The sequence below is a fragment of the Pseudomonas sp. X10 genome (assembly GCF_054889225.1).
On record NZ_CM142677.1, the window covers coordinates 3,242,095 to 3,255,738 of the forward strand.

Sequence of the window (13,644 nt, forward strand, 5' to 3'; positions counted from 1 at the left end):
TCATCCCAGGCCGCCTTTCTTTTATATTGTTGATTGGTCTGACGCCGCTTACTCCAGCATCGCGACCTTTCTGCCATTGAATTCGGTGTAGTAGTCAACAACGTCTTCGGCAAGCCCTATCAGCCCGTCCTCGGAAATGGTCAGCAAATGCGAGTCGTACAGGGCATGCAAGTCCTTGCGCAGCAGCAGGCCATCACTCGCGTTGTTATCACCCTGTCGCCACTTCTTACCGTGACGATGTGCGGCGTCGAGCGCCCGCTCAACTGCACAGCCGCTGATCGCACAACGGCCGCCGAAGGCCGTGAATACCTTGCGCCTGAACGCGGCCTGGTCTGGACGTATCTCCACGCAGGCAAACCTGGCCGCCTTCGCTTCCAGCGACTCGCCTTGAACGGCTGGTTGCAGAAGGAACTCTTTGTCGGACCAGTACGCATAGAGTTTCAGTCGCTCACGCTCCTCATCCTCGATGCCAAACTTTGGCAAGCCATCAGATGAACTCTCTTCGCGGGTCCCTATTATCAACGCCGTAATAATCGGTTCATTGAGCGCTAATGCCTGCTCTGCTAACAGCTCCATACTATGTTCGAGTGTGAACCTGTCGGTAATGCCAAAAACTTCCGCTATCTCCATGTAAGAGACAGTGCCATGAGCCTTGGCCAAGGCAATCAACCAATGGCGCATGGCTGGAAGTCGGGACGTGTATTCCAGAGCGCGCCTCGTGCGCTCATTACCTGCGAGGCTGGCCTGTGCCAAACGAGCCATGTAATCTTCAGCCCAGTTGTCGACGGAGCCATAACGGTCAATCACATTCCGCAGCTTTGCCGGATCCACCAACTTCGTTGAGTTCTGGGGACTGCGCGCGTAGTGAATCCCAGCAGGATTGATTTCCTTGCTGAATGCCTGGAATGAAACGTCGATAGGGATTGGGCGCTCCAGCAGGTAGGGAAAAAAATCGTCCGAATCCCAGAATGCCCTGGACACTGCCGCAGCGTCGGGTTTCCTGAACAGACCAGAGACCTTGGCCACCCAGCGATAGGCATTCGTCCAGGACGCCTTAGGCCCTTCACAACGCGTCGTACAGAAAAAACAGATGTCTCCTACCGCGATCTCATCGAACTTCCGTTCATTCCCGCCCTTTGCCGTTTTGGGAAAACCCCATGCATAGAGATCGCCCTGTGGCACCGTAACCTGTGGGGGAAGTGCCTGAAGGCGAACCTGTGAGATGGGTGCAGTCAGCGTTTTATCGTAGTTTTCAATAGCAGTGGGGTCGTTCAAGCCACCAGCAGCAATCACCCAGACAGCCATACACTACGATCCCCTTGACGAGTTTCTATGGCGATATGCCATTGGTCCATAGGGAAGTCTTTTATACAAGATGTTACGTAAACGCAATACAATGATCGCTCGAGCGAGCGGTTGCACGTAAGCCGCAGAATGAAAAAGCGGCTTGATCATCCCGGACCATTCTCATTCTCCACCCCCCATGTCAGGACATTGTTGCTGTTGGATGCCGATTGACGTGCAAGAGCGCGTGTTCACTTTCCGAAAAAACAGAACGCCAGTTCACTGAGCCCCACATACACCTGGGTGCCCGCAATCACGCCAAACATCGGCAGCATGTCGCGGGCATAGCCCACGTCATGCTCTGGCGTAACGCGGAGCAGGCGGTCATCTATTCAACCGCCAACGCCCTCGCCAAAACTGCCGATGCCGACAGGCTTGAGGGGTGTCGTGACCGTGGATTCCGTCGTATCGGATTTTTCGCTCATGCATTACTCCCTGTCTGTCCCCTGCATACCTCAATTTTTGCGGTCGCCGCACCCTCTGTAGGAGCAGGCGAAGCCTGCGATCGAGGACAAAGTCCTCGCCTTGCGCAGGTACTGCTTGCAGCGGTCCTTTCGCTGGCAAGCCAGTGGACAGACCCGTGCTTACCCACCGAATGCAGCACCCGCTCCCAATCACTTAACTGGCAAAGATGGGTCAGTGATGCAACTGCACCTTGCTCAATGCCATCTCGACCAGGCTCCGGGAGTTGTCGATCTCATGCATCGTCGCCAGGGTGAAAACCTGGCTTGAGGGTTTGGGGTGGGGTCAGGGCGCAGACCAGGTATTCGGAGGTCTGGATAAGGAGGTCTTCGAGGGTGACGTTGGTGTCTTTTGGGATGCATGGTGGGTCGGGGACGGTCTTTAACATAGCAACCCCCAATACTGGTGGAACCGCCACGGCCCTGCTGTCAAACGAGAAGGTGGCAGCTGTACGCGGGTTGACAGACTGAGAGTATTGGAACTCGGCGCACACGAGGGTGCCCCACGCACAGCCGCCATAAAGCGACACACGCAGAACAACACTCACGACCGGTTTTGACAGGACCGGATGAATACTGCCGCAACGGTAAAAGCATGATTGGGAAATGGACTACAAGGAATAAGGAAAGTCTGAAGATTTCATCGGTTTTGCAGTCCGCTAAGCCCCAGCAGAATCCTCAACCTTTTCTGCCATGGGGCCACGCTGGACTATCGGTAAACCTGAAGAGGGTATGAAGCAAGCTATCCTACGCCACTATCCAACTCATGAACCTAATGCATACGGTTGTATTAGCAGCAATATAGATCCAGGTCTCACAGATAGTTAGCGCCCACATCAGCGAGATAAAGTTCCCCATGGCATAACAGTAGTAATGAGAAATGCAAAGCGTTCTTTTACCGGAAGAAAGGAGGAGCCTTTCCTCAAAGGGGAGCCTCAGATACCTCGCTTCCAACCAGAGCTGAAAAGCCTTGAACAGCAGGGTAGCCACTATTATGTCCGGCACGCCCCGAAGCAGCGCATAGATGTAAAGTTGTCGCTCAATCAATCCGACCAGTTGCCCTAAAGGCCTGCCGGTGCCAAGTTCATCCGTGATGAAGTCCTTAGCCTCACTTCTTTTATGTGCTCTGTCAGCAGAGTCCGTCGACTGACGGAAAACTGAGTCAACGACATTGTTGGCAAAAAAGCTGGTCACCTTACCAATCGTCCAACTTATAACGTTCGCCATGGTGAGAAATAAATTCGTCAACGTCATCAAGGCGAAGAGAATCAGGCCCTCGTTAGATACGGCGGTTATCTGGCTGCCGAGTATTCCAGTCACTGAGCACCTTCTTGGATGCTGATAGCATCCATCATCCGCTAGCCGTTCGTCAGCTTTCTCAGCCAAGCATCAGGGCGTTTCCATAAAATACGCCCTAGTCAACCTTAGTATCATTTTGCCGTTACTGCGAGAAAAGTTTCCGTGTTACAGCTTGTAGATAGTGATAACTGCCTGATCCATAGCCATCGAACAAGCGCATCTGGCTGCCGCCTCAGGTGTACGACAGGAAACGAGCCATACCCAAAATGTTTAGTTCAAAGGTGCCAACCACCACACCAGAATCGCCGGCAACAAAACAAACGACAGTACCGTCGAGCACATCACCAGATTCGCCACCTGCTCAGGAGAACGATTGGCCCGTACCGCCAACAGGTAGTTGAAAACCGCCACGGGCATCGACGACTGCACCACCAACACCGCATGCGCCAACGGCTCCATCCCCAGCGCATACCCCAGCCCCCAGCCCACGCCGGCCCCCAAAAGAATCCGCAACCCACCCAGCAGCAAGCCGTTGCCAAGGTGGCTCAAGCGAATACTGGCCAGCGAGACACCCAGCGTCAGCAGCATCAACGGAATGGTCATCCCGCCCAACAAATCAACGGTATTGCCCAGCCAGCGTGGCAATTGCAGATCGAAGAAAATGATCGGCATGGATAGCGCCAAGCTGATCACGATCGGATTGCGTACCAGGTCCCTGATAGACGCAGCACTGCCCGAAATTGCCAGACCAATCGTGAACTGGAAGATCGACAGCGTCAGAAAAAACGCTACAGCCAGCGCCAAACCGTGATCACCGAAGGCATAGAGGCTGATTGGCAGCCCCATATTGCCCGTATTGGGAAACATGAACGCCGGCACGAGCACCCGCCATTGCTGGCGGAACACACGGCTCAAGAGCACCCCGAGCAGGCCCATAGCGGTCATGGCAAGTACACACGCAAGCGCCATGGAAGCGAATGCACCCGGGTCCAGGTTGGTACGGCTCAACGTCGACAGCACCAGAGACGGTGTGCCAATGGTCATGACCAAACGAGCGATAAAATCCGTGGGATAGACATGACCACTGCGAGCCCAGCCGTAACCGATACCGGCGACGATGAAAACAGGGGCGAGTACGGCAAACAGCTCAGCCAGCATGGCCATGGATCTCCAAAGAAACGGCCATCCTAGAAGCTGATTGCAGGATGTTGCAAGAAGCTACCCACCCCTGCTGGGCGCGACGAGGTGATTACAGACTCAATACCCTACGCCTGCGCCAACACAGACACGACGTCGAATTGATAAACCACTGGCAACTTCTCAAAGGTCGACAGGCAGCGGCTGTTTCAGCCATTTCTCGGCGTTGCGGCTCAGACTGCCATCAGCCTTGGCTTCCGCCAGGCTGGTGTTGATCCTCTCCAGCAGTGCGGGTTCGTTCTTGGACAGGCCGACGTAGACCGGTGAGTCCTTGAGCTTGACCTTCAGTTGCGGCACCTTGGCCGGATTCCTTTCAGCGATGGAGGCCATGACCACGCTACCGCTGGCGATCAGCTCGACCTGACCGGAGAGGTAAGCGGCGACGGTCGCGTTGCCGTCTTCAAAACGTTTGATGATGGCCCCCTTGGGCGCTACCGCGCTGAGCTCTATGTCTTCAATCGCGCCGCGAGTGACACTGATGGTCTTGCCCACCAGAGCCTCGATTGACTCGACCTTCGTCGCCTCAGGCCCGAACACCGCCAGGTAGTACGGCGCATAGGAGCTTGAGAAGTCGAGCACCGCCTCACGCTCGGGGTTCTTACCCAGGCTGGAGATCACCAGATCGACCTTGCCGGTGGTGAGGAACGCGATGCGGTTGGTGCTGTTGACCGGGGTCATCGCCAGCTTCACCCCGAGCTTGTCGGCCAGCAGCTTCGCGGTGTCGATATCCAGGCCACGCGGCTGGAGGTCCGGGCCGACGGAGCCGAACGGCGGGAAGTCCTGGGGCACGGCCACCTTCAGCACGCCACGTGCGCTGATGTCAGCGAGGGCATCGGCCTGGGCCTGGGGCAATGCCAGGGCACCGCCGCAGAACAGGGTTGCCAGGAGCAGGGAACGGAAGGTTTTCATGGGGATGACCTCGATGGGATGCAGGAAGATTGCCTGCTCTGGCAAGTGCACAGCCCATGCCAGGCTAGCCTTTTCGGATGACAAGAACGCGGTATCGCCCATGGCCGCCTGGTCGGACCAGTCTGAACAGCTGCATCATCGAGGCGATACGCCGTGTGTGCCTCGCCCCTCTTTCGTGCAAGCCTGTAGGCCCTTGTGCTAGCAAGGAGCAAGCCCTGGCCCTTGCATGCGAAGTGCCCATCCAACTGAATTGCTGGGTGGATCTCATTCCTACCCCGCCTCAGCAAATACCTTGCAAGCCATCCCCCGCCGGCATTGGTCCAACGCTGGGGTAGGAAATAGAGAAAAAGGCGGACGGCCCCTTGGGTAAAGGCGCCGCCACGCCAAATCAGTGTGACGACACCTCCAGCCCGTAAGCCTGGCACGTGCGCGCATACTGGCGCCCCTGGGCGTGGACTGCCAGAGCGGCAAGGCCGGCGGGGATCACCAGGACGGCGAAGATCTGCTCGAACGACCAGCCCAGGCTCATCATCTGCGCACCGGCGAAGGCGCTGAGGATCGCGCCGAAGCGGCCGACCCCGCTCATCCAGCTGACCCCAGTGGCACGTGCCTCGGTGGGGTAGCAGTAGGCGGCCAGGGCGTTCATGCCGACGCTGGAACCGTTCAAGCAGAAACCCACCGCCCAGGCGACCATGCACAGCAAGACGAACTCGTGAGTGGCGTGGCCGATGGCGAAGATCACCACACCGGCGACCAGGAAGGTCAACATGATCACCTTGTAGCGGCTCCAGCGGTCCATCGCCCAGCCAACCGTCAGCGCACCAACCGGTCCGCCGACCTGGAACATCGAGGTGACGATGGCGGCATCGGCGATGCTGTAGCCGCCGCCTTCCTTGACCAGGGTCGGCAGCCAACTGCTGAACAGGTAGACCAGGAACAGCGAGAGGAAATAGCCGGTCCACAGCATCAGGGTGCCGAAGCGGTAGCGCGGCGACAGCACTATCCGCGCGGCGCTGGTGTTGGCGACAGGTGCCTTGGGCACGACGAAATGGGTATTCGCGTCGGCCAGGCCCGGCGCCAGTCGATCGATGATATGGAGAATGCTCGCCGCGGGAGCATTCTTCGCCACCAGGAAGCTCACCGACTCCGGCAGCTTGAAGTAGAGGATCGGTGCGACGATCAGCGGCAGCACGCCACCGAGCACCAATACACTGTGCCAGCCCAGGTTGGGAATCATCCAGGCGGAGAGGAAGCCACCGCCGGCGGCACCGAGGGAGAAGCCGCAGAAGGCCACGGTGATCAGGAACGAACGGCTGCGCTCGGGAGCGTACTCCGATACCAGGGTGCTGGCGTTGGGCATCGCCGCACCAAGGCCGAGGCCAGTGAGGAAGCGCAAAATGACCATCATGGTGATGTCGGTGGAAAACGCCGTGGCCAAGGTCCAGAAGCCGAAGAAGAAGGTGCTGACCACCAGCACGATCTTGCGTCCGTAGCGGTCGGCCAGGGGACCGGCGACCAAGGCGCCGATCGCCAGGCCGACCAGCGCGGCACTCAGCACCGGGCCCAGGGCCTGGTGATCGATACCCCAGTCCATCCGCAATTGCGGGGCGATGAAGCCCATGATCGCCACATCGAAACCATCCAGGGCGATGATCAGGAACCCGAAGAACACCACCCATTTCTGGTAGCCGCCGATGGGTCGGTTGTCGATCAGCTCACGCACGTCCAGCGTTTGCGCTTTGTTCACAGCAGTCACCTCTCATAGTCGGGTCGCCAAGGTGGGCGGCCTCTTTCTTGTTGTCGAAGCGATGGCCGGGTGGCCAAGGTGTTGCCTTGCCCCCTTCCCCAAGGGCTGTCGGGGAAGGGGCTGTCTCCTCGGAGCGATCCCCTCCCCCATATGAATGGGAAAGGAGTAGCCGGAACTCAGAGCCCTTCCAGCACCCTGAACCGTACCGGCTTGATAATCCGCGTCTCCTGGGCCACCACCAGGTGTCGGGTGGCCTGCAGGTACTCGTTGAACGCCGGGTCGCTGTCGCGCGCGGCGCTGCGCTTCTCGAAGTCGTCCAGGCTGTCGTAGCCCCACAAGTGCACCACTTGGTTCAGCGGGCCGATGCTGCTGGTGTAGAAGGCCAGCGGCGCGCCCAGGTGCCTGAGCAGGATCGGCATGGCCAAGCGGTCGAACAGTTCGAGGAACTCGGCCATGCCACGCGGGGAGATGCTGTAGATGCGGTGGTCGACGATCGGTTTGTGGTTCATCTCAAGCCACCTCCTGCTTGTTCTGCTGCGCAACGGCAGCCGGCTCGACCCGGGCCAGGTGGCGGGCGGTGATGTAGCCAAAGGTCATGATCGGGCCGAGGGTGATGCCGGCGCCGGGATAGTTGCCACCCATCACGCTGGCGCGGTCGTTGCCCACCGCGTAGAGGCCGGGAATCGCGCTGCCATCGTCGGCCAGTACCGCGCCCTCGACGCTGGTGCGCAAGCCGTCGAAAGTACCGAGGTCCCCCATCACCACCTTCAGTGCGTAAAAGGGCCCTTCGCTGAGCGGCGCCACGCAAGGGTTGGGCTTGTGCTCGGGATCGGCCAGGTAGCGGTTGAAGCTGGTGCTGCCACGGCCGAACTGGCTGTCCACGCCCAGTTGCGCACCCTGGTTGTACTCGCGCACGGTCTGCTCCAGCCCCGCCGCGTCGAGCCCGGCATTGCGCGCCAGCTCGGCGAGGGTCCGGCCCTTGGCCAGGTAGCCGTTGCGCACCAGCGGCGCTAGCGGCATCGGTGCTGGCTTGGCGTAGCCGAGGCCGTACTTGCCGATGGTGCGACTGTCACAGACCAGCCACATGGCGGTTTCTGGCTCGCCAGCACAGGCCTCGACCATCGCCGCACCGACGTCGTGGTAAGAGTTGGACTCGTTGGTGAAGCGCTTGCCATTGCGGGTCACGCCAATCACCCCCGGCTTGTAGCGGTCCAGCAGATGCGGGAAGGCGCCGAACTGGCCGTTGCCCAGGGGCACCTTGGAGGTAGGCATCCAGGCCGCCGGCTGCGGGAAGCGGATATCGACCTTGCCGCCGACCGCCTCGGCCATGCGCGCGCCATCGCCGGTATTGCCGCTCGGCACCGGCGAGAAGTGCTCGCCGCCGCGCCTGAGGTGCGGATAGGCCTGCCGGATTCGTGCCAGATCGTGGGAGAAACCGCCGCAGGCCAGCACCACGCCACGCCGCGCTTCGATGCGCACCGTACCTTGTGCATCATTGACCTGCGCGCCGATCACCCTGCCCCGCTCCAGTAGTAACTGGCGGGCAGCAGTACCGGTGTGGATCGGGATGCCCAGGTCCAGGGCCGACTTGGCCAGCCGCGCGGCCAAAGCGTTGCCGCTGGTGACCTGTACGCCACGGCGGTACAGCAGTAACTCTTTGAGGTGGACGGCCAGGCGCTTGGCCACGTAGAGGAACGAGGTCAACGAGCGGGTAGCGTTGAAGAAGTGCTTCAGGTCGGCGTTCGACGAGTTGAACATCATGCCCATGAAGGTGATGGTCTTCAGTGGCGGCCGCAGGCGTTCGATGTCCTTGCCCAGCGTACGGATGTCGAACGGCGCGGCGAGGATCGAGCGGCCGATATCGACACCGCCGGCAACGTCCGGATGATAGTCCGGGTACAGGGTCGGCACGAACCTGACCTCGGTCTCGCGCTCGAAGAACTCGACCATCTCCGGGGCGGTGTCGAGGAAGGCGTCCACCGCCTCGGCGTCGAAACAGGCACCGGCCTCGTTCTTCATGTAGGTCAACGCCGCCTCGCGGCTGTCCCTCACGCCATTGGCCTGCGCATGCGGGTTGCCGGGAATCCACAGCACGCCGCCGGAAAACGCGGTGGTGCCGCCGAAGTAGGCCTCCTTCTCAATCACCACCACGTCGAGGCCGTGTTTCTTCGCGGTGATAGCAGTGGACAAGCCGCCAGCTCCGGCGCCTATCACCAGTACGTCGCAATGGAGGGTGGAAGCAGTCTGCTGGGTCATGGTCGTGTTCTCCGGGCATGACCGGGCACCGGCCGTCAGGGCGGCCGATAACGGGTCGTGGTCTTGGTGGGGCGCTGTACTCAGCGGGCGATCGGCGACTCGTAGCCGGGACGCGGAATCAGCGCCATCAGCATGCTTTCCAGGCCGCCGTCGACGGTCAACTCGGCGCCGTTGATGTAGTCCGAGCGCGGGCTGGCAAGGAACAGCACAGCGTCGGCGATGTCTCGAGGCTCGCCGATACGGCGGTTGGCGGTCATGTCCTGGCGCTGCTGCTCGACCCTGGGGTCGGCGTAGAAGGCCGCCGACAGCGGCGTGCGGATCAGCCCCGGGCAGATGGCATTGCTGCGCACCCCACGCGCGCCCCATTCGGCGGCCAGTTGCCGCGACAGCATGCTCACCGCCGACTTGGCCGCACTGTAGGCACCGCTCCAGGTCTGCGGGTAATGGGAGGCGATGGAGGCGACATGGACGATGCGTCCGCCCTGACGGGCCAGCATCGCCCGGCCGAAGGCCTGGGCACACAGCAGGTAGCCGCCGAGGTTGACCGACAGCACCGCGTTCCACTGTTCCAGGGTGATATCTTCGAGCGCCGCCGGCCGCAGTACGCTGGCGTTGTTCACCAAGACGTCGCAGGTGCCGTAAAGCGCCTCGACCTGGGCGGCGGCGTCGTGCACGCTGGCCGGGTCGGCGATGTCGCAGGCGATCACCGGGACCTCGGTGCCGGCAGCTTCGGCGAGGCTGCCGGCGAGGTCGCGGCACTTGGCTTCGTCGCGGTCCAGCAGGACGACGCGCGCCCCTTCATGGACCAGGGAGGTGGCTATCTCGCTACCGATACCGCCGGCCGCGCCAGTAACGACGCAGACGGCTCCGTCGAGAGCGAGCCAGGAATTATGCGCTTGGATCTTGGTCATTGTTATCTCCAGCGTGCTGGGCAAGAAAGGCGAAGGAGGAACTCGGCAGCCTCTTCACGTGGAGCAGAGTTTATGACCAGCCAGGACGAGCGCAGAATGGACAAAACTCACAAGCAGCCAGACATTTTCGGCAAATGTCCAGGTGGTGGTATTGGGCAGGCAGATAGAAACCTCGTACATAGGGTCAGGGGTTTGCGCACGGGGTGAAGTCTTCGCTATGGTAAAAAACACCGCCTCCCCAATTACAACAACAATGAGCCAGATCCCCAGCTACGACCTCTACGGCGAAGCACCGCAGCCGGCTTGGCACGAGTCCCTGCACGTGGAGTCGATCTCCACCCGTTCCGGCGCCTACGACTGGGAGATAGCCGCCCACCGTCACGACGGCCTGCTGCAGATCCTCTACGTCCAGCAGGGCTCCGGCGAAGTGCTGGCGGACAGCGCGCGGATACGGATGCAGGCGCCCTGCGCCATCGTCATCCCGGCGCAGACCGTGCACGGTTTCAACTGGAACGGCCGGGTCGAGGGCCTAGTGATCACTGCAGTGCAGCCACCGCTGGAGGGCGTCGCCCGAATACTCTCGCCGAACCTGCTGACACTGCTGCACAAACCCCATGTGCTCGCCCTGCCGCAGTGGAGCGACGCCGAAGACCCGCTGCTGCCGCTTTGCCGGCAACTGCGCGAGGAATACTTCAACCGCGAGCGCGAACACCAGGCCTGCAGCATGTCGCTACTGCTCGCGCTGCTGATCCATGTCCTGCGCTTCGCCGGATTCGACGCCGAGCAGCCGGTAGCCGCCAACAGCCGGCGCAGCCAACAGGTCAAGGCCTTCCGCGAACTGGTCGACAGCCACTACCGTGGCCACCGCGCGGTCAACGAGTACGCCAGCGACCTCGGCGTCACGGTCGCCACCCTCGGCCGCCTGTGCCAGGAACAGCTGGGCATGACGCCGATGGCGGTGATCAACGCCCGACTGGTGCTAGAGGCCAAGCGTGAACTGGCCTACTCCAGCCTGAGCATCAAGGAGATCGCCCACGACCTGGGCTTCTCCGACGTCGGCTACTTCAGCCGCTTCTTCCGCAAGAACAGCACGCTGACCCCGAGTGAATTCCGCGAGGCCTCGCAGTGCGAGGAACGCCCCAGTGATTGTGCGAATCGTCCCACCGATTGAAGGTTTTCTGCACCTATCGCCGCGCTTCCCCAAACAATTCGCCCCCAATGCTTTCCTCCGGGCAATAAAACCGCCCGAAGGCGGACTGTCGGTTGTAATTGATGTAGGGAACTATGTAGCCCCCTCATGTCTCCACTACTCCGGTACACGCGCTCCGGATGGATTGCTGGAGGCCCTACTCCGAGGGTCGCTTCGCGTCACATATCCGAGGCAGAAGCCGTATAGGGTAGTTCCGCATGTACAGATCTGTGCGCAGAGCGACAGATAACTGCCACCCCTCATGCGCCGGCCAGGATCAGGTAACCACCCGTTCGTCACCAACTATCGCTGTTCAAGGTGGCCGCGAGAGCACGTGCTCAGCGGCTATTCGATTGACCCATGGTCACTACACGGCCTTGCTCCGGTTGAACGATGATGACTTTGCATTCCTGACCTCGAATGACAAATCAGAGTCAGACTCAGAATAAAAACGTAACTATCGATGTGGATACTTACTGCCACTGTCCCCTGACACTATGGGTGCGTTTCAGGAGCGCCCGTCGTCCCATTCATGGAGCAGCGTGATGGTTTCAGACATTCTCGTTGCCGAGACATCAAGCGCCAACAACGAAGAGAATGATCGTGTTCGGGCCAACGAAATCTGTTTCGGTGAATTTGTCCTTTTCCCACAACAGCATTTGTTGCTAAGAAATGGCGAGCCGGTGCCTTTGGGAAGCCGTGCGATTCTTCTATTGATCGCATTGGTCTCCCGCCCAGGAGAACTGCTGGCAAAGACCGAACTACTCGCCCATGTCTGGCCAAGATTAGTGGTCGAGGAATGCAACCTGCGAGCACAGGTTCTTGCCTTACGTCGTGCGCTCGGTGAGGGCAGAGACTGGATCGTTACCGTTGCGGGGCGTGGCTACCGTTTCGTCGCACCGATCAGTCGCCGATCGATCAGCACTGAGCGCACCTCCCGCGAGATGGACGAAGTATACGAGCCCTCTATAGCTCGAAGTTTCGGTCGTGAGGAACTGCTAGGCATTCTTGAAGTAAAACTGGCGAGCCACCGTTTCGTGACCATTACCGGGCACGCAGGCGTTGGCAAAACCACCGTCGCGCTTGCCTTGGCGAACCGGATGCAGCGGCAATATCCAGAAGGCAATGTGTTCATCGATCTCGCAACGAGCGACCGAAATCTGCCCGTTTCCACGCTTATCGCGCAGGTTCTGGGACTAGACTGCCTTACCGAAGATCCGCTGCGGGTCGTTACCAGACACCTCGAGTCGCACAAGATGCTTCTCGTGTTCGACAGTTGCGAAGCTGTACTGGAAGACACGGCACAAGTGATTGAAGCGATCCTACGCTCTGCCCGACAGTGCCTGGTCCTGGTCACCAGCCGTGAGCCGCTTGGAGCAAACGGCGAGTTCGTCCACGAACTGGCTCCCCTACAGTTTCCGACGACCAGCGATCAGCTGGACAGCGTGAAAGCGCTGAGTTATCCCGCAATCACGCTGTTGGTCAACTGTATGGTCGCCCATAACATGGGTTATATCTTCACCAATCAACACGTTCGTGCAGCGGTGGCCATCTGTCAAAAGCTCGATGGCAACCCGCTGGGAATAGAAATCGCCGCTGCCAGGGTGCGCAGCTTCGGTCTGGAGCACTTGGCCGAGATGGTCGATGGGGATTGGCGCTTGCAGATGATCGGTCGGCGAACGGCTCCGCACCGACATCGTTCGCTGGCTGCGGCGCTGGACTTCACCTACACCCTGCTGTCGCGTCAGGAGCAAGCGATGCTGGGCCAATTGTCTGTGTTCTCCGGATCGTTCACCTTGCGTGCAGTGACGGCCGTGATACACGCCGATGGGCAGGATCTCGCGCAGACCCTGGAGCGCCTCGTTAGCAAGTCGCTGGTGGTTTCACGTGGACAAAGCCCGGTCAAACGTTACCGGCTGCTGGAAACGACACGGCTTTACGCTGCGCAGAAAGTCGGAACGCAGGCTGAAAAAGATCTGCTGGCACGACGACACGCCAGATGGGTGCTTGATGAACAGAAACGATCTGTTGAGGACCTCGACAGTATGACACCGCAAGCGTGGCTGGAGCATTACGGTGCGGAGATTGACAGCGTTCGCACGGCGCTGGCCTGGGCCTACTCAACACACGGTGACGCGAAACTGGCCGTAGAGCTGACGCTGGTCAGCGTCCCGCTTTGGTCGCGCCTGTCATTGACAGATGAATGCCAGGGCTGGATCAAACGCGGCCTCAACAGCGACTCTGAAAGCTGCCCTGTGCAACAGCATCAGCGCATGTTGTTAGTGACGGCTGCAACGAGCGCGAGTTGAGGCAAACGATCTGAGGTCAGGC

11 protein-coding genes are annotated in these 13,644 nt (G+C 60.0%); 2 read left to right on the forward strand and 9 right to left on the reverse strand.

Going from position 1 to position 13,644, the window contains the following annotated elements; genetic code table 11:
- Nucleotides 1–48: 48 nt before the first annotated feature.
- The 9 genes from ACYU03_RS14775 to ACYU03_RS14815 all read right to left on the reverse strand — a co-directional run bounded on the left by ACYU03_RS14775 (nucleotide 49) and on the right by ACYU03_RS14815 (nucleotide 10,124).
- Nucleotides 49–1,305: an HNH endonuclease gene (locus ACYU03_RS14775; protein ID WP_461885327.1), complete on the reverse strand. Its 1,257-nt coding sequence runs from the start codon at nucleotides 1,303–1,305 to the stop codon at nucleotides 49–51.
- Nucleotides 1,306–2,041: 736 nt separating this feature from the next.
- Nucleotides 2,042–2,194, reverse strand: coding sequence for a hypothetical protein (locus ACYU03_RS14780; RefSeq protein ID WP_461885328.1), 153 nt, complete (start codon nucleotides 2,192–2,194; stop codon nucleotides 2,042–2,044).
- A gap of 358 nt (nucleotides 2,195–2,552) precedes the next feature.
- Entirely contained in the window at nucleotides 2,553–3,125 is a 573-nt protein-coding gene (locus ACYU03_RS14785) for a hypothetical protein (protein ID WP_461885329.1), read from the reverse strand.
- Between the two features lie 249 nt (nucleotides 3,126–3,374).
- Nucleotides 3,375–4,262: an AEC family transporter gene (locus tag ACYU03_RS14790; protein ID WP_461891471.1), complete on the reverse strand. Its 888-nt coding sequence runs from the start codon at nucleotides 4,260–4,262 to the stop codon at nucleotides 3,375–3,377.
- A 162-nt stretch (nucleotides 4,263–4,424) separates the two neighbouring features.
- The gene (locus tag ACYU03_RS14795) at nucleotides 4,425–5,210 is read right to left on the reverse strand and encodes a transporter substrate-binding domain-containing protein (protein ID WP_461885330.1); all 786 of its coding nucleotides are present in this window, start codon (nucleotides 5,208–5,210) and stop codon (nucleotides 4,425–4,427) included.
- Between the two features lie 388 nt (nucleotides 5,211–5,598).
- A complete protein-coding gene (locus tag ACYU03_RS14800; RefSeq protein ID WP_461885331.1) occupies nucleotides 5,599–6,957 on the reverse strand; it encodes an MFS transporter in 1,359 nt (452 codons plus the stop codon).
- Nucleotides 6,958–7,133: 176 nt separating this feature from the next.
- Nucleotides 7,134–7,466 (reverse strand): NIPSNAP family protein, encoded by a 333-nt coding sequence (locus ACYU03_RS14805; RefSeq protein WP_461885333.1) that lies wholly within the window; start codon nucleotides 7,464–7,466, stop codon nucleotides 7,134–7,136.
- Between the two features lies 1 nt (nucleotide 7,467).
- The gene (locus ACYU03_RS14810; RefSeq protein ID WP_461885334.1) at nucleotides 7,468–9,213 is read right to left on the reverse strand and encodes an FAD-dependent oxidoreductase; all 1,746 of its coding nucleotides are present in this window, start codon (nucleotides 9,211–9,213) and stop codon (nucleotides 7,468–7,470) included.
- Between the two features lie 80 nt (nucleotides 9,214–9,293).
- The gene (locus tag ACYU03_RS14815) at nucleotides 9,294–10,124 is read right to left on the reverse strand and encodes an SDR family NAD(P)-dependent oxidoreductase (protein ID WP_461885335.1); all 831 of its coding nucleotides are present in this window, start codon (nucleotides 10,122–10,124) and stop codon (nucleotides 9,294–9,296) included.
- A 253-nt stretch (nucleotides 10,125–10,377) separates the two neighbouring features.
- On the opposite strand from ACYU03_RS14815, the gene ACYU03_RS14820 reads away from it, so the two are divergent.
- Both ACYU03_RS14820 and ACYU03_RS14825 read left to right on the forward strand, forming a co-directional pair.
- Entirely contained in the window at nucleotides 10,378–11,295 is a 918-nt protein-coding gene (locus ACYU03_RS14820; RefSeq protein ID WP_461885336.1) for a helix-turn-helix domain-containing protein, read from the forward strand.
- A gap of 563 nt (nucleotides 11,296–11,858) precedes the next feature.
- The gene (locus tag ACYU03_RS14825; RefSeq protein ID WP_461885337.1) at nucleotides 11,859–13,622 is read left to right on the forward strand and encodes an ATP-binding protein; all 1,764 of its coding nucleotides are present in this window, start codon (nucleotides 11,859–11,861) and stop codon (nucleotides 13,620–13,622) included.
- Nucleotides 13,623–13,644 lie beyond the last annotated feature (22 nt).